Genomic DNA, 20,902 nt, shown 5'->3' with positions numbered 1-20,902 from the left:
GCCGGACCGCCGGCCGCCGGCGCGCTGCGTTTGTGATATCAGGACCGGGCCGGCTGATCGACAATCGCGGCAACGATCCGGCGCACGATCGGAAGCACAATCAGCAGGCTGGGAAACGCAACAAGCCATGAAGCGCCCCATGCATAGCTCCAGGCCGCAATAAACCCGTCCGTCCAGCCTGCGCCGATTGCCGTCGAAACCGCCGAGACAATCGAGGACATCAGAATCGAAAGAACCAACGGCATCACCACCGCGCCGTAGGAGGGCGGCAGCTTTCTCAATTTGAAGGCTCGGTCCGGTGATGCTTGCATCGAAATCTCCTAATCAGAAAGTGTGCGTAAGCGTTATTGTGAGGACGATCAGGCGGCATGTGCCACCGGCAGCGCCAATTCCCGAATGAAGCTTCGCAGCGAACGCGGCTCGCGGCCAAGCGCGGCGCGCAACGCCAGGCTGTTCCCGCCGAGGCCGTATTTGGCGTAGTGGCTGTGTACTTTGGCCAGCATCTGCAACTGCCGGTCGGTATAGGGAAGGCGGGCTTTCGCCGCCCAGTCCTGAAATGTCGGCTCGCCTGCTGAAACCGGCCGGCCAAGCGCCTCGCTGATCATGGCGACGACCTCTTCGCGGCTGTGCATACCGTCGGCGCACAGCTCGAGGGTCGCATAGGACAAACGCGTTTCGGTCAGTGCGATCGCTGCCACTTCAGCCACGTCGCGATAGTCGACGCGGGCCAGCTTCGCCGTCTTTGGAAACGGCTCGGCGAAAACGCCATGCTCGACGACGGACGGCCAGGCCGCCGCGATATTTTGCATGAAATTGGCCGGGTGCAGAATGGTGTATTCCATGTTCGTCGAATAGAGGGCAGCTTCGACCGGTACCTTGCTTGCATGGTTTTCCAGCCTCGTATTGGTGGGCTGGATCACAGATGAGAAGACGAATTTCCGAACGCCTGCTCGCGCCGCTGCCTCAACCATGGCAACCCCCATGGCGGCTTCGTCGGGAGCAAAGGCCGGCCCGATGTGGAAGACACCGTCGACACCTTCGACGGCCTGTTCAAGGCTTTGATGGTTGCGCAGATCACCGATCGCGATCTCGGATGCCCCGGCTTTCCGGGCTTTTTCGGCAGCCGCGGCGTCACGAACAAGCGCTCTAACCCTGGCATTGCGGCGGACGAGTTCAGGCACCACCAAACCGGCAACGCGGCCTGCGGCGCCTACGACCAGGACGGTTGGACTGGGTGTTCGCATGACGATCTCCTTCCCTCGAGTCTGCCTTTCGGCCTGTGCAGGGAAGATAAAATCTAGCGAACTGCGTTACAATTGATCGATTTTGCGATAGTTTATCCCGGTTTTCGGGAGAAATCAGCGATGAGCCGGATAGATGATTTCGAAGCCTTCATTGCCATTGTCGAGCATGGCAGCCTGACGGCTGCCGCCCGCCGGCTGAACCGCTCACTGCAGTCGGTCAGTCGGTCTTTGGCGACATTGGAGGAATCCATCGGGGTCGAGCTTCTGCACAGGACGACGCGCCGCTCGACGCCGAGCGAAGCCGGTGCGGCCTTTTTCCAACGCATCAAGCCTGCCATCGAGGAAATAAACGAAGCCAGGCTTCAGGCGGCCAACCGACGATCCGAGCCGTCCGGCATCCTGCGTGTGAGCGCCCCGGTTCTGTTCGGCCCGGATTTCCTGATGCCGGTCATCGCCGACTATATGCGGACATATCCCCAGGCTGAGGTTGACCTCCAGCTTTCCGATGAATTTGTCGATCTGGATGCCGTGGGTCTCGATCTGGCGGTCCGGATCGGCGATTTGCCGGATTCCAGTCTACGGGCGAAGCGGCTGGGGGCGCTGCGGCGCGTCGTGTTCGGCGCACCTGCCTACTTTCGACAACACGGCCGACCGGCCCATCCGCTCGAATTGCGTGAGCATGAATGCATCGTACGAACCGTTGACGGCCGCCCAGGCGAATGGATGTTTCAGATTGAAGGCAAGCCCCGGCCGGTGAAGGTCGCGGGCACCTTCCGGTCGAATTTGATGATATCGATCTATGCAGCCGCGGTTCACGGATTGGGTTTGGGCTACTCCCCGCTTTGGCAGGTAAAACACCTGGTGGACGATGGCCGCCTGGAGCTGGTTCTGACCGAATTCGAGCCGGTGCCGGTGCCGATACATGCCGTGTGGCCGGAAGGCAGGTCGTCCTCGGCCAAAGTACGCGCTTTTCTGGACCTGTTGGCATCTCGCCTGGAGCTCAGGAACCTTTAGGGCCCAAATCAAACTGAGCGCCGATCTTACCTCATCGATATCAAGTTCGTGATCAGAACTGCCTTGACGGCGTCGAGTGCTGGTTGATGGACCTCCAAATGACCGATGTCCTTCAGCTGATCGATCGTCAAATCTGCCAGTGCCCTGCGTCTTGCGGCGGTCCGCCGCCATCTCGTGAAGGCAGCGATCATCATTGCTGCGCTTTTCAAGCCAGACCCAAGCAAGCGTTTGGACATGCCGCGGGCGGCGCGAGTTTCCGTGTGAGCCATTGTTTTGGTCTCCCATTTCGAGTTTGCGGATGGGAGCGTGCCACGCAGGCGTTTTCGGACTGTTCGGCTGTGCGTGAACAACTGGGAGAAGTCCGACGATCCGCCGTTAAATCGGTGTTAAATCGATCCACCGAGATGCTATTCTGTCGCCGCGGTCAAAGTCTGGAGACGATTTGTGCGCATCCGGTTGCTTGGTGGCCTGGAGGTTACTTCCCCGGAGCGCCGGCCCGTCCGGTTCGCCACACGCAAGACTTCGCTTCTTTTTGCTGCTCTGGTTCTCGCAGGCCGCCGCGGCCATCGTCGCGAGCAGCTTTCCGAAGCCTTTTGGCCGGGGCGAAGCAATGGGCAGGCCCGCAATAGTTTGCGTCAGGCGCTGGTCGACATCAGGCGCACGTTCCCCGCCAGCTCGGATGCCACCGTCTACATCGATGGGGATCAGGAAACCGTCGCGCTTATTGCCGGTCCGGATGAGGCGGACATCTCGATCTTCGACCGGAAGCTGGAGGAGGGCCGGACCACTGATCTCGCCTTCGCCGCCGATATCTACCGCGGTGAGCTGCTTGCCGGGCAAGCCATTCCTGACGAACTGGACGAGTGGTTCAGACCTTATCTGAGCAAGTATCAGCGCAAAGCGCTGCAGTTGGTCGATCGGCTGAGCCTGGCGCTGCCCGCACCCGGCTCAGCGGAAGAGACGGCCTGCGAAGGGCTCGCGGAGAGATTGCTCGCCCCGGATCCGACGGCGGAGGCGGCCCATCGGGCGCTGATCCGCATCCACGCTCATCGAGGTCACGAAAACGCCGCCTTGCGCCAGTTCGAGCTGTGTCGGGCAGCTTTGAAAAAACATCTGGATGCAGAGCCTGAGGAGCGGACAAGCTCGCTGGCGGCTTCTCTGCAGTCCCGTGAACGACCTGAACGTCCGCGGCCGGAGCCAAGCTCCGGCGTCGCATCACTGGCGCAGGTTCTGGCGGCCCCGACGAGGCGCGACGACCACCCATCGATAGCGGTGCTGCCGTTTCAGAATCTAAGCGGTGATATGGAGCAGGAATATTTTGCCGACGGTATGGTGGAAGACATTGTCACGGCCTTGGCTCACTTTCGTCACCTGTTCGTAGTCGCACGGAATTCGAGCTTCACCTACAGGGGACGGTCCGTAGACATAGAGCAGGTCGGGCGTGAGCTGGGCGTGCGCTATGTGGTCGAGGGAAGTGTTCGCCGGGCTGGCGACCGCCTGCGCATCGCCGGGCAGCTCATCGACACCTCGACAGGGGCCTATCTCTGGGCCGACCGTTTTGACGGAGCGCTCGCCGAAGTCTTCGATCTGCAGGACCAGGTCGCCTCGAGCATTGTCGGCGCAATCACACCGAAAATGGAGGAGGCTGAGATCGAGCGTGCCAAACGCAAACCGACTGAAAGCCTCGACGCCTATGACTACTATCTCCGCGGGCTGGCGGCCTTTGACCGGACGATCACTAGTAGGTCGGCCATTGACGATGCCTTGCGCCTCTTCATGAAGGCGATCGACGGTGACCCCGAGTTTGCCGCAGCCTATGCGCGGGCGGCGCGGTGCTACGCTACCCGAAAAAGCAACGGCTGGATGGTCGACCGCGCGAAAGAGAATGCCGAGGCTACTCGACTGGCCAGGAGAGCGGTCGAACTCGGAAGGGACGATGCGATTGCGCTTTCCTTCGGTGGATACGTGCTCGGCTACGTAGGTGGCGACCTTGACGACAGTGCGGCTTGCATCGATCGCGCGCTCGTTCTCAACCCGAATCTAGCGGCCGCGTGGGGCCTAAGCAGCTGGGTCAGGGCTTGCTTTGGCGAGCCAGGCAAGGCCGTCGAGCACGCCGCGCTTGCCATGCGCCTAAGCCCATTGGATCCACGCCTGTTCGCTTGGCAATTCAACACCGGGCTCGCTCATTTTTGTGCCGGCCACTACGATGACGCCGCCACTTGGGCGGGAAAGTCGCTGCGATACCAACCGAACTACGTGAGCGCGATGCGTGTAGTGGCGGCGAGTCATGCCCTTGCGGGGCGCCTGTCGGAAGCGCAGCAGATGATGGCCCGGGTCTGCGAGCTCGATCCCTCGCTGCGGCTTTCGAATCTTGCCGAGGTGCTGCCGCCGTTTTATCGACCGGACGATCGCAGCAGGTACATCGAAGGCCTTCGCAAGGCGGGCCTGCCGGACTAACGCCATCTCAGCGTGAGGCGAGGCCGTCTTATGCCGGCTTCGTGCTTCGCGCGTCGGCGGGACGCGCGAGCGCTGTGGTATCAGACCTTGGCGACGATCCGCATGAAGGCCGGCATGTCATCGCCGAAGCCCACGGTCGCGTCATTGTCTTCCTGGCGCTGACGGGCAGGGCGCTCGCGCTGTGGCCTGGTATCGCCGCGTTCCGGCGCGCGCCGCTCGCTGCGATCGGGCGAAGCCTTCCGTTCAGGTGAAGCTTGGCGCTCGCTGTTTTCCGAGCGGATCGCCTCTTTGCGGGTACGCCGCTCGCCGATGTCGGCGACCGCGGCTTCGGCCACGACCGGCTGTTCCTCGCTCACCGCTTCCGGCGCCGTTTCCTCGCCACGTTTGGCGTGGCGTTCACGCGGCTTGCGCTCGCCCCTGTCCTTGGCGTCGTCCTTGCGCCCGGCGCGGCGTGGCGCACCACGGCCACGGCGGGGGGCCTCATCCTCGCCGCCTTCGCTGACGACGACCGTCGACAGGTCGCCGTCATGCCACTCGATCTTGGTGCCGATCAGCCGTTCGATGGCGTCGATGTATTTGGTGTCCGATTTGGTCGCGATGGTGAAGGATTTGCCGGAGCGTCCGGCGCGGCCGGTACGGCCGATGCGGTGGACATAATCCTCGGCGTGGATCGGCACGTCGTAGTTGAAGACATGGCTGACGTCGGGAATGTCGAGGCCGCGCGCCGCGACGTCCGAAGCAACGAGATAGCGCAGCTTGCCGTCACGGAAATTGGCCAGCATCTGCATGCGCGCGCGCTGGTCCATGTCGCCGTGCAGGGCGCCGGCGTCGAAATCATATTTCAGCAGCGAGCGGAACAGCTCCGACACCTCGACCTTGCGGTTGCAGAAGATGATGGCGTTCTTCAGCTCGGCATCCTCGGCCTTCATCAGATCGCGCAGCGTCTCGCGCTTGTCCCAAGGCTTTGGCCCGGATTTCACCAGCCGCTGGATGATGTTGGTGGCGGCCGATGCAGCCTTCGACACTTCGACGCGCACCGGCGCGTGCAGGAACTTCTCGGTGAGCTTGGTGATCTCCGGCGGCATCGTCGCTGAGAAGAACAGCGTCTGCCTGGTGAACGGGATCATCTCGCAGATGCGCTCGATGTCGGGGATGAAGCCCATGTCGAGCATGCGGTCGGCCTCGTCGATGACGAGGATCTCGACGCCATTGAGCAGGAGCTTGCCGCGCTCGCGATGGTCGAGCAGGCGGCCGGGGGTCGCGATCAGCACGTCGGCGCCGCGCTCGAGCTTCTTGTCCTGCTCGTCGAAGGACACGCCGCCGATCAGCAGCGCGATGTTGAGCTTGTGGTTCTTGCCGTATTTGACGAAGTTTTCCTCGACCTGTGCGGCAAGCTCGCGCGTCGGCTCGAGGATCAGCGTACGCGGCATGCGGGCGCGGGCGCGGCCCTTTTCCAGCCGGGTGAGCATCGGCAGGACGAAGGACGCCGTCTTGCCGGTGCCGGTCTGGGCAATGCCCAGCACGTCCTTGCCGAGCAAGGCGTGCGGGATAGCACCAGCCTGGATCGGCGTCGGCTCGGTGTAGCCGGCATCGGTAACTGCAGAAAGGACCTTCGGCGACAGGCCGAGGTCTGCGAAGGTCAACGCTTCTTGAGCGATCTGGGTGTCTGAGGACAAGTTTGGCTGTCTTTGGCTGGTTCGGGGGCGCAACATAAGCAGTCGCGGCAAGCGCCGCGCGCCTGCAAGATTGGTATTGCAGGTAGGCGCAAGCCTACGATTTGTCAACACAAACGGGCGGCATTGGCGCGATTGTGAAGTCGTAACCTTAATCGCGATGCTTAATTTGCGCAGTGGCTGCTGCGCCGGCTCAGTAGCGGAACTGTTCGGCGAGAATGCGCTCGTTCCACGAATGGTTGGGATCGAACAGCAGCGTCGCCGTCGCCGTCGGCGATTCCCTCACCGTGACCGTCGTCACCGCCTTGACCTCGGTGTGGTCGGCGGCGGCATTCACCGGCCGCTTTTCCGGCTCCAGAATGTCGAAACGCACGATCGCCTTGTTGGACAGCAGCGCGCCGCGCCAGCGGCGCGGACGAAACGGGCTGACCGGGGTCAGCGCCAGCAGCGGAGCGTCGAGCGGCAGGATCGGCCCGTGCGCCGACAGATTATACGCGGTCGAGCCGGCCGGCGTCGCAATCATAACGCCGTCGCAGTGCAATTCCTCCAGCCGCTCTTGCCCATCCACGGTGATGCGGATCTTGGCGGTCTGGTAGGACTGGCGCCAGAGCGCGACCTCGTTGATCGCCAGCGCCGAGATCGTCTCACCCTCCGCCGTCACCGCCTGCATCTCCAGCGGACGGATCGTTTCGGCGACCGCAGCTGCGATGCGCCCGGTCAAGCCGCTGGCGCGGTATTCGTTCATCAGGAAACCGATGGTGCCACGGTTCATGCCGTAGACCTTCTTTCCAGTGCTCATCGTCTCGCGCAGGGTCTGTAGCAGAAAGCCGTCGCCACCGAGCGCCACGACGATCCCGGCATCCTCGACGGATGCCTGGCCGTAGCGTGCCGAAAGGCTTTCCAGCGCTGCATTGGCGTCGGCTGTACCGGATGAGACGAAGGCGAAACGGCTGGCGGTTTTGCTCATGGCTCTCAACGACAACCGATTGGCAACGACCGATTGGTGGCGACCGGTTGCGGGGTCGCGCCAGCGCCGGGTTAGCATGGGCGGCCATTTCTGCAAAGGGAGGGAGGTGTCTTGAGATGGCGGCCAAACAGGGCGCACTCGCGCATCATGTCGGGGGACAAAATGATGTGATGGTTAAGACCTGCCTTAAACTCTCGTAAAGCCATATCGATCATGTTAGCCGGCAGCGGACGGGCGGCGTGGGGGCTAACCAGTCGAGGCCGATCTATTGCCGCTGGCACGCTTGATTATTGTCTTCCTGATGCTGGCAAGTTTTGCCCTGGCTTTCGCGGAACTGGTGCGCCAGTCGGAGGAAAAGAGTTTCAGACCCGAGCCCACGGCCTCACGCTGCGGCGACGCGGCGGGCACACCCTGCCCGCAAAGGGCGCTTTGACGCTATAGCGTAGTCCTTATCGGGCGAGCAGATGGCAGCCGGCCTGGCGCTTTTGCGCGAGATACTCGTCGACAAGCTGGCGATAGCGGACTTTGCCGAAGCTCGGGAAATGCCCGCCATGCACGACCGAGACATCGAGACCGCGCATACGCAGCAGCGTTTCGACATAGTCGTCGATATCGGAGTGATAAACGTCGTCGATCAGCGGGCCGTCATAGATGATGTCGCCGGAAAACAGGATGCCCGTCCTGTTTTCGTAGAGCGCAATGCCGCCGGGTGAATGGCCGGGCGTGTGGATCACCTCGAAGGCACGGTCGCCGAGATCGACGATGTCGCCTTGTTCGAGCAACCGGCCGGCTGGTGCGGGCAGGATCTGGTAGCGCTTCGTATCCCAGCCTTGCGGCATGCCGTCGAACATCTCCTCGGTGGCATAGCGGTCGGCAACCGTCCATTCGTTGCGCGGGTCGGCGAGGATCTCGGCCTCGGCCGGGTGCACGCAGCGGTCGGGAAATTCGTGATGGCAGCCGATATGGTCGAAATGCGTGTGGCTGGCCACGCAGGTGAGCTTGCGTTCCGTGACCAGCGGCACGTGGCGGCGCAGGCTGAAATGACCGAGGCCGGTGTCGAACAGAAGGTCGCGGTCGCGGCCCCGCACATGCCAGATGTTGCAGCGGAAGAACGGCTTGATCCACGGCTCGTGGATCAGCGTCACGCCATCGCCCATGCGGATGCTTTCGTACCAGTGGCCGGCGTCGATGATTGGAAGCGTGCTCATGTTCAGTCCGCAAGCAGGATGACGTCGCCAGCATCGCACGATACGGCGACCACGTCGCCGGGCTGGACGGCCGATGCGGCGGGGACCTTGGCGATGAAGTGCAGCGCCGGGTCGGTCGTGGAGGTTCCCAGCACGCGCTTGAAGCTACCCTGGAAGACGACGTCGCTGACCTTGGCCATGCCAAGCGCTACAGGGCCGCTGGCAGCGCCGAGGACCAGATGCTCCGGCCGGACGGCCAGCGCAATCGTCGAGCCGGCCGGCAATGTGCCAGCCAGCGAGAGCGACCCAAGCTTCGTGGTGACGGTGATTTTGCCGCACTTCGCCTCGGTCACTGTTCCGGAAATCAGCGTGCTTTCGCCCATGAAGGTCGCGGAAAAGCGCGTCGCCGGCCGTGCATAGACGCGCTCGGGCGGTCCTTCATCCTCGATGCGCCCGTCATTCATCACCACGCAATGGTCGGCCAGCGCCATCGCCTCTTCCTGGTCGTGGGTGACGTGGATGAAGGCGGTGCCGACACGCTTCTGGATCGCCTTCAACTCGTCCTGCATCTGCCGGCGCAATTTGAGGTCGAGCGCACCGAGCGGCTCGTCGAGCAGGAGCACCGCCGGCTCGACCACCAGGGCGCGCGCCAGTGCCACGCGCTGCCGCTGCCCGCCGGAAAGCTGGTGCGGCTTCTTGTCGAAGGCGGTGGCGAGGCCAACCAGCGCCAGCGCCTCGCGCGCCCTTGCTGCCCGGGTTGCGCCATTGACACCCTGCATGCGCAGCCCGAAGCCGACATTGCTGCCGACGCTCATATGTGGGAACAGCGCATAGTCCTGGAACACGGTCGTCGTCGGCCGCTTCGCCGGTGGTACTGCGGTGCAGTCCTCGCCGCGGATCAGCACCTTGCCTTCGCTCGGCATGACGAAGCCGCCGAGAATGGACAAAAGCGTCGTCTTGCCGGAGCCGGACGGCCCAAGCAGGATCGTGTAGCTGCCCGGCTCGATCGTCAGCGAGACGTTCTTCAGCACAATGTGCTGGCCGAAGCGATGCGAGACAGAGCTTATATCGACCAGTGGCGCCGTCATGCCGGCTTCCTCCGCAACAGCATCAGCTCGAACAATACCACCAACACGATGGAGACGGCGAAGACCAGCGAGCCGACGGCGTTGGTCTTGGGATTGAGACCGGAGCGCAGCAGGTTCCAGATCTCGACAGGCAGCGTCGTGTCGAAGCGCGTCAACAGGAACGAGATGACGAATTCGTCCCAGGAGAAGGTCATCGACAGGAAGAAACCGGCGAAGATCGCCGGCGCCATCACAGGCACGGTGATCAGCAGCAGCACCTTCCATTCGGGCGCGCCGAGGTCGCGCGCGGCGCGCTCGATATTGATCTGGTGGTCGCCCATCTGACTGTAGACGATGGCAAAGCACAGCGGCAGGTTGATCACGACATGGCCGATGCCGGCGGCAAGAAGCGACTTCGGCACGCCGGCCCAGTTGAACAGCACCAGCAGCCCCATGCCGATGATGAGATAGCTGACGGTCAGTGGCAGCGTGATCAGTCCACGCATCAGGCCCGAGCCCGGCAAGGCGAAGCGTGCAAAACCCCAGGCCGAGAGAAAGCCGAGCGTGACGGCGACAGCCGAAGAGAGGACGGCAACCAGCAGCGAGTTGACCAGCGCCGAGGTGAGCCGCGTATCGGCGAGCACGGCCTCGTACCAGCGCAGCGACGGCCCGGTGAAGGGCGGGATCGGAAACGACGTCGCCTGCAGCGAAAACAGTATCAGCACAACCACCGGCAGGAAGATGAAGCCGTAGATGGCGATGGCGTAAAGGCCGGAGACGAGGCGGATGAGAGCGCGCATGGTCAAGCCCGCTCGATCTTCAGCCAGCGGGCGCAGGCGAGATAGGCAACGGTGACGACCGCCATCAGGATGATCGACAGCGCCGAGGCGAGCGGAAAGTCGCCGCGCCGGCCGATCTGCATCATGACCAGCTGCGGCATCAACAGCTCATTGTTGCCGCCGAGGATCTGCGGTGTGATGTAGTCGCCGATGCACAGCACAAAGCTGAGGAAGGCGCCGACCATGATGCCAGGCAGCGTCAGCGGCAGAACGACATGCAGGAATGTCCGGATCGGCCCGGCGCCGAGGTCGGCTGCGGCCTTGCGGTAGCTGGGGCTGAGCTGCTTCAGATTGGCGAAGATCGTCAGCGTCAACAGCATGACGAAGAAATGCACGAAGCCGGTGACGGTCGCTAGCCGCGTATTGGCGAGCTGCAGCGGTTCGCTGAACAGGCCGGAGCCGGTCAACGCATGGTTGACGACGCCGTTCTGCGCCAGCACCAGCAGCCACGAATAGGAGCGCACGACATAGGAGGTCCAGAACGGCAGCACGGCCAGCATCAGCGCCAGCCGCTGCCAGCGTTCCGGCACCTGTTCGGCCAGAATCCAGGCGAAAGGGTAGGCGAGCAGCACCGAGATCACCGTGACGATGGCGGTAACCTGCAGCGAGTTCACCATCGCCTGCCAGTAGGACGGATTGGCAAAGAACTGGCTGTAGTTGGAGAGCGTGAAGCCGCCGCCTTCATGCGCCGTCAGGCTGGATACCGCCATGGCGATGAAAGGCAGCACGAAGAACAGCAGCGTCCAGCCGAGCGCCGGCGTGACCAGCGCCCAGGGCAGGGGGCTGTTTGCGGCAGAGTTCATGACCGGCGACCGGTCATTGCGCCTGCAGCATTTCGGTCCAGACGTCCTGCATCTTCTTGTCGAGATCGGCATTCGGCGCCGGATAGGACTGGGCCCGCGCAAGGAATTCAGGCTGCTCGTCGAAGCGCAGGACCTTCTTCTGCTCCTCGCTTAGTGCCGCCTTGGTGTTCGCCGGCATGCCCCAATAGCAGGACGAGGTGGCGAGCCGCGCCTGGCCTTCGGGGCTCATAATGTACTGGATGAATTTAAGCGCCAGCTCCTTGTTCTTGGAATCCTTGAACATTGCCAGCGACTGTGACCAGAGCACCGCACCCTCCTTGGGGATCGAGAAGTCCAGTGCCGGGTTTTCCTTGGCCAGCCCCGCCGTCACCCATTCGCCGCCGCCGACCAGAATGTCTACCTCGCCGGTCGCCAGCGCGGTCTGGCTGGCGGTCACCTCGCCGACCAGCTTGGCATTGGCCTTCATTTTGAGCAGCTGTTCCTTGATGGCGGGAAGGTCGGCTTCGGTCAGTTCCGCCGTCTTCTTGCCGATCGCCAGTCCGGCCATGCCGATGACCGGCAAATAATAGTCGTAGATGGCGATCTTGCCCTTGTATTTGTCGCCGGTCAGCGCGGCCATCGACTGCATGTCGGCCGGGTCGACCTTGGTCTTGTTGTAGCCGATCGTGTTGTAGCCGAACTTTTCGGTGATGCCGTAGCGCTTGCCGTCAACGACGGTGGAACTGTCCATCTTCACCTGGGGAAAGAGGTCGGCCAGCGGCAGCCTGTCTTCCGGCAGCGGCTCGAACAGGCCTTTTTCGACGCCGCGCGGTATGTCGATGCTGTCGATCACCATCACGTCCCAGTCGCCGGGCTGCGACTGTTCGACGATGGCCAGGCCGGCGCCGGTGCCTTCGAACTCCTTGACATTGACCCTGATGCCATTGGCCTCCTCGAAGGGCTGCAACAGCGCCGGGTCGGCGTGGTCGCACCAGATCAGGGCGTTGAGATCCGCGGCTTGAGCGCCAGTCGCGAGCAGCAGTGCCGCGGCTGCGGTTGCAGCGCGCAGATGGGTTTTCAGAATGGAAGTCAGATTCGCGTTCGTCGGATTCATGCGCATCGAGTGTTCTCCCTTGCCTTTGTGGCTTCTGAGAAAAAATTGAACCAATTCTAAAATTGAGTCAATTCTGTTTTTGTGGCAAACAGCCGCTATGAGTGGATTGCGGGCAAGGCAGAAGGCGGATCGGCACCGCCGTATCATCGAGGCAGCCGCGGAGCTTTTCCGCGACGCCGGCTATGAAGGCGCCAAGATCGAGACCATCGCCGCGCAGGCCGAGGTCTCGGTCGGCACCATCTACAATTACTACCAGAACAAGGGCGACATCCTCGGCGCCATCGTCTCGATGGAGGTCAACGAGGTGCTCAATGCCGGGCGCGGCGTGGTGGCCAACCCGCCCGCCAATGTCGGCGATGCGCTGGATACGCTGCTCGGCATCTATATCGAGCACTCGCTGCACTATCTCAGCAAGGAGATGTGGCGGCAGGCGATGGCGATATCGACGCAGCTTCCCGACAGCCCGTTCGGCCAGGCCTACACCGCGCTGGACCGGGCGCTGATCGAGCAGATCCGCGCGCTGATCGCCAAGCTGCAAGCGCTCGGCCTGGTGCGCCCTGACATAGACGGGCCGGCGCTGGGCGAGTTGATCTTCAACAACATGAACATGATGTTCATCGAGTTCGTGAAGCGCGAGGAGGCCAGGATTGCGGAGTTGCGCGCAGCGATTAGGAGGCAGAATAGGATACTGGTGGTGGCGATTGCGGTTTAACCGCAAAACTTCGCCGGAACAAAATACCACCTTGAGTAAACCTAAAAAGCTGATACAACCATAGCATGCATTGGGGAGGGAGGGGTAATGGGTTTCTCGGTCTGGCACTGGGCAGACAGACGCCGGCTCGGCAGACCGACGACAAATTCGCAATGAATTCAACTATCAACGAAGCCGCCAGCGCAACCGGTCGCGGGCAGGGGAATCGTAGGGGTAAATTTGCCATAAGAGCCCGAGGTCACCTTGGCTGGCGTTTAGTTTTTTTGCTCTCCGGCTTTTCACGATGGGGTAAGCTTCTCCACTGTTGAGGAAGTGGCTGCCGAAATCTTGAAGGCTGCTCTTTATGCGAAATCAGCCAAGAAATGTGGTTGTCGAGGGTAGCGAGGTCGTCGTAAGCCAATTCAAGTGTAGAAACAAAACTTCTGACTTCGGCTATGTCGGCAAATACTCGGTCAGACTGGAGAAAGAGTTCCCGTTGGTGCGATTGCGTTTTCCGAACCACCGCTCCTATTTTTGAGCGAATAGCTGATTGTCCGTCGATGTGCCAAGTGTCGTGGACGTATCGATTTCGTTCCGTGCGCAGTGTATTGTCGATATGGTTCAGAAGTTCCTCCAGCCGTTCGTAGAAATCGGCTGATTCTTCCACATCCACGTGATGTGCAAGGGCCTTAGCCGTAGTGATCTTGGCTCGAAAGTCCATTCCCAGAAGGACCGTGTTCAAGGTGTCCCATGCGGTGTCCCGTTCGAAGGATGCGTCTCTGAAAACAGATAGGTGTAGTGACAAGCCGAGGATAACGTCTTCTAACGCCGTCCACCAAAGGCAGACTTCGCCGATGGCGGACGCTATTTGATCGTACGGCTCTGCTGCCTCGGAAGTGTCAACCATGCTGAATGTGAAATCTCCGCCCCGCGCACGATAGCGACAACCCGGTTCGGAGTCCGGCACAAAAGCAGCTAAAGCTTCGCGTATCGATGCGAAATGACCACATCAATGGGTGTTCACGCGCGGCGGCGCGAATCGGCTATAGCTGGCTGATGGGCAAGAAAGCACGACTGGCAATACCAAGGGCGGTCATGAATAAAGAATTGCCTAACAATTCAATATCTAACGCGTTCGCATTCGTCATCGCGAATATTGCAGGAGTATCTGCAATATTTTTGATCATACTCGCATGTTCAGCGTCTATGTTCACCTACGGATACCTCATATCATTTAGCCCCCCTTCTATGGGTGGTAGACTACACTGATATGATCAAGATTGGATTTACTGCGTCAATATTGCTTATTGTTGCGTGTGGAGCAATCGAGGCTCTTTTGATGTTTGCCTTTGATGGGCTTGCACAAATGAATATAAGCAGCAGGGCAATAATGAATATAATCATGGCCTTGGCGACGTTGATATTTTTATTAGCTATGACGCAAATAGCATTGAGTTATAAAAGTGGCGAGATGGATTTCTACAGCCTTGCAGAAGTTTTCCCTGCCTTGGTTGTTGCAGGATTTTTAACGAGAATAGCTCATCATATCAAATCGGATTGGAAGATAGGGATTAGAGTACTGTTCGGCGACGTGACGATGATACTTATTGTGTTGCTATTGTCCCGACTTGTATACGGATCAAATTTGAAAATTAGTGAGGATTACAAACAGATAATAATATTGGATGATAGAATTATCTATGACGGCGTGATTGTTGTTGTAACTTCCGAATTTGCTGCGATATACAAATCAGATGGCACTGTTTCGATGTTTCCAAAAGATCGAATTCGCGAGACGCGCGGCCGTGGCAATCCAGAAAAGTCGCTCTTCGAGCGGTTAAAGAAGGCGTTTTTCTTATCATGATCTACACAGCGATCCGCGCTGGCCCGCAGAGCCGAGATGAATCCGCATCGGCATCGCTTCGACTCAATGGGATGGATGGTGCCGCCTGAGGGACTCGAACTCCCGACCAATAGTTTACAAAACTACTGCTACCATCTGAGCTAAGGCGGCACATTTACCCTTACGTATACCCCTGAAACTCTCCGCTGAAAAATATCTCTATGTTTCAATGGCTTAACTGATTGATCCAGCGAATTACAAAACCGCTGCTCTACAGCTGAGCTACAAGGGCATGGCGCCCGGGAAGATATTTGTTGCGCATATCCTCGAGCCCATCGATCCGCCGCCGCATCACCCAGCCGGAAGACCCGCCAGAGCGAGGATTTCGGGCGCCGGCGTGAGATGTCCGTGCGGCCTGCAGTAGCTGGGGTCGATCGCCCGATCGCCAAGCAGACTGGCGAGCGGCACCAGGATCCCTAGCGCCACCCGCTGAATCGCAGGCGGCGGGTGCGTGAAGACGACCACGTCGGCAAATTCCCTGGCGATGACTGCCGCCTGAAGGGGCGAAGGTCTGCCTTTCCTATCCACCTTGCCGGCGTTGGCGAGGCCGAAGAGCATGCCGATCAGCAGTTCGAAACGGTTTGGGTCAACGTGGTCCGCACCCTGAGCCCGGTCGAATTCGATCAGGACATGCGCTTCATCGGTCTTGCTGCTGTTCCACCAATCGTGCGCGACGCCTGCCTCGACTGTAGCGGATTGGCCAGGCCCCAGAGAAATCGTCTTCCCGGCGATGGAGGCATCGAGCTGGCCGCTGAAGACGGTAAACCGTTCAATCATGTTCGGGTGGAAGTGCTCGCCCACCACCGCGGCCCCCGGCCGAGCGGTCAGATGGGCGATGCCAGGTCCCTGGCCGCGGTCTTCTGTGCCACGCAGGATGACGGCATATTCGCCGGTCACCTTGTTCTCGTAGACATCTCCACAGCGTGACATGGATCAGCTCGTGGTTTCATAGCATCAGTGCCGCCAACTATACGTTGAAGGCCTGGTGCTTCAACGGTTACAGGCGATCGCGAGCGCCGGCCTCGTTAACACAGGCACGACGCTCTACCGAATATGCTTAGGTGGCCGCGCTCGCGGAAACGGCACGACCGTCAGTGGCGCCTTGCGGAATTCCGCGATGGCTATTTCTTCAATCAGCGCGTCGAGGGCCTCGTTGACGCGTCGGCTCGTTTCATCCGCGCCGCAGAGGCGGTTTTGTGCGCACTCCAAAAGCTCGCGCGCCGCGGCGAAATCGCTTCGCATGACAACACCCTTTGGTTTTTGGCCCGCCGCACCGACATTGTCGGCGCGCCTAATTGAGCGAGTGCTAATATACACAGGGGCAATTTAATCGAATGGTACGAGATGGCCGAGGCCGGGAGAGCGGGCCGAAACGACGGCTCTGCAACGGCGGCGACACGCCCGAGCTCAGCGTCTCCAGATACGAGATGCTAACTCGTTGTCTGGCGATAGATTTTGCCAGCGATTTCACGGAAGTTTCTGGTGACCCGACGAGGACGGTCCCGACACTTACGCCCTAATACGATCTTGGGCGGCTTAGATATTCTCTTGCGGCGGCAATCTGGCGTCGATGCTCGCGAAGGAAGGCCGCGCCGAAACAAATCGCAAAGGCCAGTACGGAAAGGCTTGTCGTTGCTCTTGATGCTGGATCGGGATCGGGACTTATCAGGAAACGGAAACCAAGCGCGAAGGCGAAGACGACAAGGCCGCCAAACATACCGCTGATGAAGGGGGCGGTCGTGCGTTTCTGCTCCAACGAAGACTCCTAGGTTTTCCGCTAGGGAACTATGGTTTCCGCTAGGGAATATATGCGTTGAAGCTGATGTGCTACCGATCTGACGGCCCCGGCCTGTGGATATCGGGGACGAGCAGATATCAAGCGCCCCGGAGGTCTCAAGAAGCGCACTGGTGCCCCCGGACGGAATCGAACCGCCGACCTTCGGTTTACAAAACCGCAAATTGCCATTGTTTTTATTACATAATTCGGCACGGTGTTGCATCTGTGTTGCATGGAGCCAATGGCAACAGATGAAATCAGCCGAAAAGACCGGCTTCCATTTCGGCCATCTTGGCGCGGTCGTCATCTTCGGATGGGAACAAATAGCCATACGTGTCGTAGGTCATTTGTAGCGATGCATGGCCCATTAGGGCTTGCACCTTCCGACGCCAGATTCCTCGGCTGGCTCGCTGTAGCACCAAGGCTCTCGTTGCCCTGTCCATGTGCGCACCAAGCCTTCGGACACCAGCTGGTCGCCAAGAGAACGGCCGTCTCGGACAACGACCCGCAGCTTTCGCCCGTATTGATCCTCGTCGCGCTCGATGCTGCGCAAATCGAACGGCCCAGAATTGAGCAAAGCTATCAATCGAAGCGTAGCCTGCGAACCCCCAACGAGCCCTTGACATCGCAAAGGGTGGGCGTAGCGTAGGACGGCACGCCATCCCTATACTCGCCGCTCGGCGGCATGTGCCGTCTGCGCCCGGCGTGCGGAGGGATCCGCGATGCGTAGGCTCTTGTTCGTCGTCTCGGTCGCCGCCGTCGTGCTCGCCGCCTCCACCGCCGCCCAGGACGCCACTCCCACCGGCGCCAACCCCAGCGCCGGGGAACGGGGCCACTTCGACTTGGCGATCCACTTCCCCTGGGACCCCGCGGCGATCGCCCACCACTGGTGCAAGCCTGTGGCTGGCGGCTTCGTCGAGTGCCTGATCTACGCCAGCGACGCCCCGGACGCGCCGCTAGTGGCCGTGGAGGAGGTTGCCTCCGAGGCGATCTACAACAGCCTCGACCCGGCCGAGCAGCGGCGGTGGCACTCCAACGTCGTCGAGGCCGCCGCCGGGTCGGACCCGGACCACCCGGCCCCCTCGCTGGAGGAGGCGGCGGCGGCGGCCGAAAAATCGGGCGGGGCCACCTACGGCAAGCTCATCCTCCTGTTCGATCCCACGCAAGGCGACCTGCCGACGGGCGAGCCCCGGGTGGTCTTTCCCCACGGGACCGAGCCGGGCGCCCCGACCCCGTAGCCGCCACGTTCGTCGGCGCGATGATCCCGCCTCGATCCTAGCCCCGGCCCCGATGGGCGCCGAACGTGATCGTGTGGCCGGCTCGACAACCGAAGACGGCCCGGACTACCCAGACGGTGCCGTTCCCATCGGCTGGGTCGGACCAGCACTCCGACGGTCGACTTCGGCGTGGTTGACGCCTACAACGGCGACGACGATTAAGGCGCGGACGCCTAAATTTCGGCCACAGATATGCGCGAACGCCTATTTTATCATTTAAAACAACCACTTGACTCAATCTATCGGTGCGCGCATCGTACCTCGTCGGCACGGGTGGGCGGCGCCGCGAGGGAATGGGGGCACGAAATGGACATTGAAGCACAGGCAAAGCCGGCACAAGGCGAGCCACTAGGCGGATTCAGAGACGCAACGGAGGAAGACAAGAAAAGCGGCACACAAATTCGCGAGGCACACTGGTTCGATATGGACGGAAAGTATGTCGCGACAACGGAGGTTGTATTGACCTGACGTCGTCAACTTGGCGGCCGAGCCGGCAAAGACCGGCCGGCGCCGCCCAAACGAAAGGCCCGCCGAAGCGGCCTTTTTCATGTTGCAGGTGTGTTGCACGGACTCAGTCGCAACACATTGGAATGCCCGGAAATCCGCGGAATATCTTGCAACGTGTTGCAAGACGATATTAAGCACTTTGCGCGAGGTACGTGCCGGTAAGTAATTTAAATCGCCTGATAAATTCTGGTGCCCCCGGACGGGATCGAACCGCCGACCTTCGGTTTACAAAACCGCTGCTCTACCAGCTGAGCTACAAGGGCACGGCGCTCCGGTTAGCATATTTGTTGCGCCAGTAAAGACAAAACTCTGTTTTCGGCTGCCCAGAGAGCGCCGGAGCTGCCGGCGTGGGCATCCTGAAAACGGCCAATTCGCTTCCTATAATGGCCGAAAATGCAATCGCATAGGCGAGGGTGTCGCATGATCAGACTTGTCGTCATTGCCCTGGTCGTCGTCGTGGCCAGAGCGGACCGTAAACCCTCTTCACCGCGAGGATTCCCGTCATGGCTAGAGAAGGGTCTCTGAGAAGATCGACATCGGTGTTGACTAGCGCTCGGCGGCTCGGACGAAAGATCCTGCGCTGGCTGGAGGGAGACAGCCGATCCCAACAGCTCAGAGACGAAGTTCTGTTTTGGAGACACTGGTTCTCCACTCAGGGATCATTCTGGCCAGAGGACTACAAGGAACGTCTTGACCCCAATTTACCAATTCAGGATCACGTTGGGCGATATGTCGACAGGTTGACGACCAACCCAGTTCACATACTCGATGTGGGCGCTGGCCCCTTGACGAAGCTCGGCAAAGTACATGCCTCGAAAGAGATCATGATAACTGCAACTGACCTGCTGGCAACAGAATATGATAAAGTTCTGAGAGATTTTGGGATCCAACCTCTTGTGCGAACAGTCTTTGGTGACGCCGAAAATCTTAGCACCCAATTTGGCGATTACAGTTTCGACATCGTGCATGGACAGAATTGTATAGATCACACGGCTAGTCCACTCAAGGCAATACAACAGATGCTCTCGGTCACAAAACATGATGGTTTCGTCGTGCTTTATCATGCTGAAAACGAAGGAAAGACGGAATCCTACAAGCAGCTGCACAAGTGGGACTTCACATGCGAGAAAGGACATTTCGTTATCAGAGGGCCTGGACCGGGTGGGGATTCGGTGGATGCCACTGACGCGCTGGCAGCGGTAGGGTCTGTTGAATGTAGCTTGGATGACGGCGCGGTGCTTGTTGCAATCCGAAAGCATCCGCAAAGACGTCAGTGAACTCTGGCCAACCGCTGCTCTACCAGCTGAGCTACAAGGGCACGGCGCTCCGGTTAGCATATTTGTTGCGCCAGTAAAGACGAACTCTGTTTTGCCTACAAGCGCGGCGGCGCTGCCGGCGCGGGCATCCTGAAAACGGCCAAATCGCTTCCTATATCGTTCGGAGGTGCAATCGCATAGGCGAGGGTGTCGCATGATCAGACTTGTCGTCATTGCCCTGATCGTCGTCGCGGCCTGGTTTCTCCTGGTGAAGCTCATTAAGCAAGTGAAGAGCGCCAACATCGACTGGACCGGTATCGCCACCATCATCGGCTTCATCGCGCTCGCCTTCTGGTTGCGTCATATCACCGGCATGGGCTGAGGCCCCCCTGGCAGACTGCCGACCGGTGCTCTTCGCCGGCCGTAATTGCGCGCCTGACGGCAAACCCTGTTCAGACCGCAGTTTTGCACTTTCGAAAAATTCAAAAAACCGTCGAACCTTTTTCCCTGCTGCAACGACTGATGGTCAAGAGGCGGATGGATCGCCTCTCACAACGCAGCAAGGAGATCGTCATGTTCAAGCGCACCATCGTTTCCGGCCTCATCGCCACCACTGTCGCCGCCGCCATGCTGGCCGGCTCCGTCCAGCCTTCGGCCGCCCATCACAAGCACCATCACAACAAGCATCTTGGCATCGGCATCGCCGCCGGCGTCGGCGGCTTCCTGCTCGGCACCGAGCTCGCCCAGCCGCGCACCGTCTACATCGATGAGAACGGCGGCTCATGGCACGTCCGGCGCTGCCTCAACCGCTATCAGAGCTACGATCCGTACTCGGATACCTATGTCGGCTACGACGGTTATCGCCATCGCTGCCACCTTTGAGAGCCACTACCGCCCGCTTTGAGAGGAGGTGACCGTTTCAGGCAACCGGAAGAAGGGGCATCCCACCGCCCCTTTTTCTGTATGTCTGAGTTCCTATTCGAATGGTCGACTGCCAATGTCGGCATAGCTCATCATTTTTGAATTGGGCGCCGTCGACGAAACTGCCAATCTCCCCCTTGCGGGCAGGGGAATCGCATATGGCGATTTTGGGGTTGAGTTTAGGCTGAGAAAGGATTCTTTGGAGAGGCAGTTGAGCGAAGGAGCG

24 protein-coding genes and 3 tRNA genes are annotated in these 20,902 nt (G+C 60.3%); 10 read left to right on the top strand and 17 right to left on the bottom strand.

Annotation, left to right across the window (positions count from 1 at the left end):
* Positions 1–38: 38 nt before the first annotated feature.
* Together NKH01_RS23005 and NKH01_RS23000 are read right to left on the bottom strand one after the other, a co-directional pair.
* Positions 39–311: a DUF2798 domain-containing protein gene (locus NKH01_RS23005; RefSeq protein ID WP_023717491.1), complete on the bottom strand. Its 273-nt coding sequence runs from the start codon at positions 309–311 to the stop codon at positions 39–41.
* Positions 312–359: 48 nt separating this feature from the next.
* A complete protein-coding gene (locus tag NKH01_RS23000) occupies positions 360–1,244 on the bottom strand; it encodes an NmrA family NAD(P)-binding protein (RefSeq protein WP_352643510.1) in 885 nt (294 codons plus the stop codon).
* Between the two features lie 120 nt (positions 1,245–1,364).
* On the opposite strand from NKH01_RS23000, the gene NKH01_RS22995 reads away from it, so the two are divergent.
* The gene (locus tag NKH01_RS22995) at positions 1,365–2,258 is read left to right on the top strand and encodes a LysR family transcriptional regulator (protein ID WP_353022584.1); all 894 of its coding nucleotides are present in this window, start codon (positions 1,365–1,367) and stop codon (positions 2,256–2,258) included.
* A gap of 444 nt (positions 2,259–2,702) precedes the next feature.
* Positions 2,703–4,715, top strand: coding sequence for a BTAD domain-containing putative transcriptional regulator (locus NKH01_RS22985; RefSeq protein WP_353022582.1), 2,013 nt, complete (start codon positions 2,703–2,705; stop codon positions 4,713–4,715).
* 80 nt (positions 4,716–4,795) lie between these two features.
* Here the strand turns inward: NKH01_RS22985 and NKH01_RS22980 are convergent, their stop codons facing one another.
* Together NKH01_RS22980 and NKH01_RS22975 are read right to left on the bottom strand one after the other, a co-directional pair.
* A complete protein-coding gene (locus tag NKH01_RS22980; RefSeq protein WP_353022580.1) occupies positions 4,796–6,391 on the bottom strand; it encodes a DEAD/DEAH box helicase in 1,596 nt (531 codons plus the stop codon).
* Between the two features lie 190 nt (positions 6,392–6,581).
* On the bottom strand, positions 6,582–7,355 hold the full coding sequence (locus NKH01_RS22975; protein WP_352492517.1) for an NAD kinase: 774 nt from the start codon (positions 7,353–7,355) through the stop codon (positions 6,582–6,584).
* 268 nt (positions 7,356–7,623) lie between these two features.
* On the opposite strand from NKH01_RS22975, the gene NKH01_RS22970 reads away from it, so the two are divergent.
* Positions 7,624–7,788, top strand: a complete 165-nt coding sequence (locus NKH01_RS22970; protein WP_353022578.1) for a hypothetical protein — start codon at positions 7,624–7,626, stop codon at positions 7,786–7,788.
* A 16-nt stretch (positions 7,789–7,804) separates the two neighbouring features.
* Here NKH01_RS22970 and NKH01_RS22965 read toward each other — a convergent pair whose 3' ends face one another.
* Genes NKH01_RS22965 through NKH01_RS22945 form a run of 5 tightly spaced genes read right to left on the bottom strand, consistent with a single transcriptional unit; the run spans position 7,805 to position 12,350 of the window.
* On the bottom strand, positions 7,805–8,563 hold the full coding sequence (locus tag NKH01_RS22965; protein WP_353022576.1) for an MBL fold metallo-hydrolase: 759 nt from the start codon (positions 8,561–8,563) through the stop codon (positions 7,805–7,807).
* 2 nt (positions 8,564–8,565) lie between these two features.
* Positions 8,566–9,630, bottom strand: a complete 1,065-nt coding sequence (locus NKH01_RS22960) for an ABC transporter ATP-binding protein (protein WP_353022574.1) — start codon at positions 9,628–9,630, stop codon at positions 8,566–8,568.
* Positions 9,627–10,409 carry an ABC transporter permease gene (locus NKH01_RS22955; RefSeq protein ID WP_023717499.1) on the bottom strand — a complete coding sequence of 261 codons (783 nt, stop codon included), beginning with the start codon at positions 10,407–10,409 and terminating at the stop codon, positions 9,627–9,629. The genes NKH01_RS22960 and NKH01_RS22955 overlap by 4 nt, the downstream gene beginning before the upstream one ends.
* A gap of 2 nt (positions 10,410–10,411) precedes the next feature.
* The gene (locus NKH01_RS22950) at positions 10,412–11,251 is read right to left on the bottom strand and encodes an ABC transporter permease (RefSeq protein ID WP_353022572.1); all 840 of its coding nucleotides are present in this window, start codon (positions 11,249–11,251) and stop codon (positions 10,412–10,414) included.
* Between the two features lie 13 nt (positions 11,252–11,264).
* Positions 11,265–12,350, bottom strand: coding sequence for a polyamine ABC transporter substrate-binding protein (locus NKH01_RS22945; protein ID WP_502912675.1), 1,086 nt, complete (start codon positions 12,348–12,350; stop codon positions 11,265–11,267).
* Positions 12,351–12,441: 91 nt separating this feature from the next.
* Here NKH01_RS22945 and NKH01_RS22940 point away from each other — a divergent pair, with 91 nt between their 5' ends.
* Entirely contained in the window at positions 12,442–13,056 is a 615-nt protein-coding gene (locus NKH01_RS22940; RefSeq protein WP_353022570.1) for a TetR/AcrR family transcriptional regulator, read from the top strand.
* Positions 13,057–13,294: 238 nt separating this feature from the next.
* On the opposite strand, the gene NKH01_RS22935 is transcribed toward NKH01_RS22940, so the two are convergent.
* On the bottom strand, positions 13,295–13,942 hold the full coding sequence (locus NKH01_RS22935; RefSeq protein WP_353022568.1) for a hypothetical protein: 648 nt from the start codon (positions 13,940–13,942) through the stop codon (positions 13,295–13,297).
* A gap of 136 nt (positions 13,943–14,078) precedes the next feature.
* Positions 14,079–14,249, bottom strand: a complete 171-nt coding sequence (locus NKH01_RS22930; RefSeq protein ID WP_353022566.1) for a hypothetical protein — start codon at positions 14,247–14,249, stop codon at positions 14,079–14,081.
* 56 nt (positions 14,250–14,305) lie between these two features.
* Here NKH01_RS22930 and NKH01_RS22925 point away from each other — a divergent pair, with 56 nt between their 5' ends.
* The gene (locus tag NKH01_RS22925; protein ID WP_353022564.1) at positions 14,306–14,899 is read left to right on the top strand and encodes a hypothetical protein; all 594 of its coding nucleotides are present in this window, start codon (positions 14,306–14,308) and stop codon (positions 14,897–14,899) included.
* Between the two features lie 76 nt (positions 14,900–14,975).
* On the opposite strand, the gene NKH01_RS22920 is transcribed toward NKH01_RS22925, so the two are convergent.
* The 5 genes from NKH01_RS22920 to NKH01_RS22900 form a co-directional block, all read right to left on the bottom strand.
* Positions 14,976–15,049: transfer RNA gene (locus NKH01_RS22920), tRNA-Thr, on the bottom strand.
* Between the two features lie 180 nt (positions 15,050–15,229).
* Complete coding sequence (locus NKH01_RS22915) at positions 15,230–15,868, bottom strand: cupin domain-containing protein (RefSeq protein ID WP_353022562.1); 639 nt, start codon at positions 15,866–15,868, stop codon at positions 15,230–15,232.
* 114 nt (positions 15,869–15,982) lie between these two features.
* The gene (locus NKH01_RS22910) at positions 15,983–16,180 is read right to left on the bottom strand and encodes a hypothetical protein (protein ID WP_352496180.1); all 198 of its coding nucleotides are present in this window, start codon (positions 16,178–16,180) and stop codon (positions 15,983–15,985) included.
* 274 nt (positions 16,181–16,454) lie between these two features.
* Positions 16,455–16,694, bottom strand: a complete 240-nt coding sequence (locus NKH01_RS22905) for a hypothetical protein (RefSeq protein WP_353022560.1) — start codon at positions 16,692–16,694, stop codon at positions 16,455–16,457.
* Between the two features lie 150 nt (positions 16,695–16,844).
* Positions 16,845–16,910, bottom strand: a tRNA-Thr gene (locus tag NKH01_RS22900).
* A gap of 539 nt (positions 16,911–17,449) precedes the next feature.
* Between NKH01_RS22900 and NKH01_RS22890 the strand changes: the two genes are divergently transcribed.
* Positions 17,450–17,953, top strand: coding sequence for a DUF1264 domain-containing protein (locus NKH01_RS22890; RefSeq protein WP_353022558.1), 504 nt, complete (start codon positions 17,450–17,452; stop codon positions 17,951–17,953).
* A 345-nt stretch (positions 17,954–18,298) separates the two neighbouring features.
* Positions 18,299–18,460, top strand: coding sequence for a hypothetical protein (locus tag NKH01_RS22885; protein ID WP_353022556.1), 162 nt, complete (start codon positions 18,299–18,301; stop codon positions 18,458–18,460).
* Between the two features lie 226 nt (positions 18,461–18,686).
* On the opposite strand, the gene NKH01_RS22880 is transcribed toward NKH01_RS22885, so the two are convergent.
* Positions 18,687–18,762, bottom strand: a tRNA-Thr gene (locus tag NKH01_RS22880).
* 240 nt (positions 18,763–19,002) lie between these two features.
* Between NKH01_RS22880 and NKH01_RS22875 the strand changes: the two genes are divergently transcribed.
* The 3 genes from NKH01_RS22875 to NKH01_RS22865 all read left to right on the top strand — a co-directional run bounded on the left by NKH01_RS22875 (position 19,003) and on the right by NKH01_RS22865 (position 20,637).
* Positions 19,003–19,776: a class I SAM-dependent methyltransferase gene (locus tag NKH01_RS22875; protein WP_353022554.1), complete on the top strand. Its 774-nt coding sequence runs from the start codon at positions 19,003–19,005 to the stop codon at positions 19,774–19,776.
* A gap of 193 nt (positions 19,777–19,969) precedes the next feature.
* A complete protein-coding gene (locus tag NKH01_RS22870) occupies positions 19,970–20,137 on the top strand; it encodes a hypothetical protein (protein WP_353022553.1) in 168 nt (55 codons plus the stop codon).
* A 191-nt stretch (positions 20,138–20,328) separates the two neighbouring features.
* Positions 20,329–20,637 (top strand): BA14K family protein, encoded by a 309-nt coding sequence (locus tag NKH01_RS22865; RefSeq protein WP_353022551.1) that lies wholly within the window; start codon positions 20,329–20,331, stop codon positions 20,635–20,637.
* Positions 20,638–20,902: the final 265 nt, after the last annotated feature.

It is taken from the genome of Mesorhizobium sp. M1403 (assembly GCF_040317695.1).
In the GTDB taxonomy this organism is placed as follows: Bacteria; Pseudomonadota; Alphaproteobacteria; order Rhizobiales; family Rhizobiaceae; genus Mesorhizobium.
The sequence above is the reverse complement of the archived record's forward strand: the minus strand, read 5'-3'. Positions and strand labels throughout refer to the sequence as shown.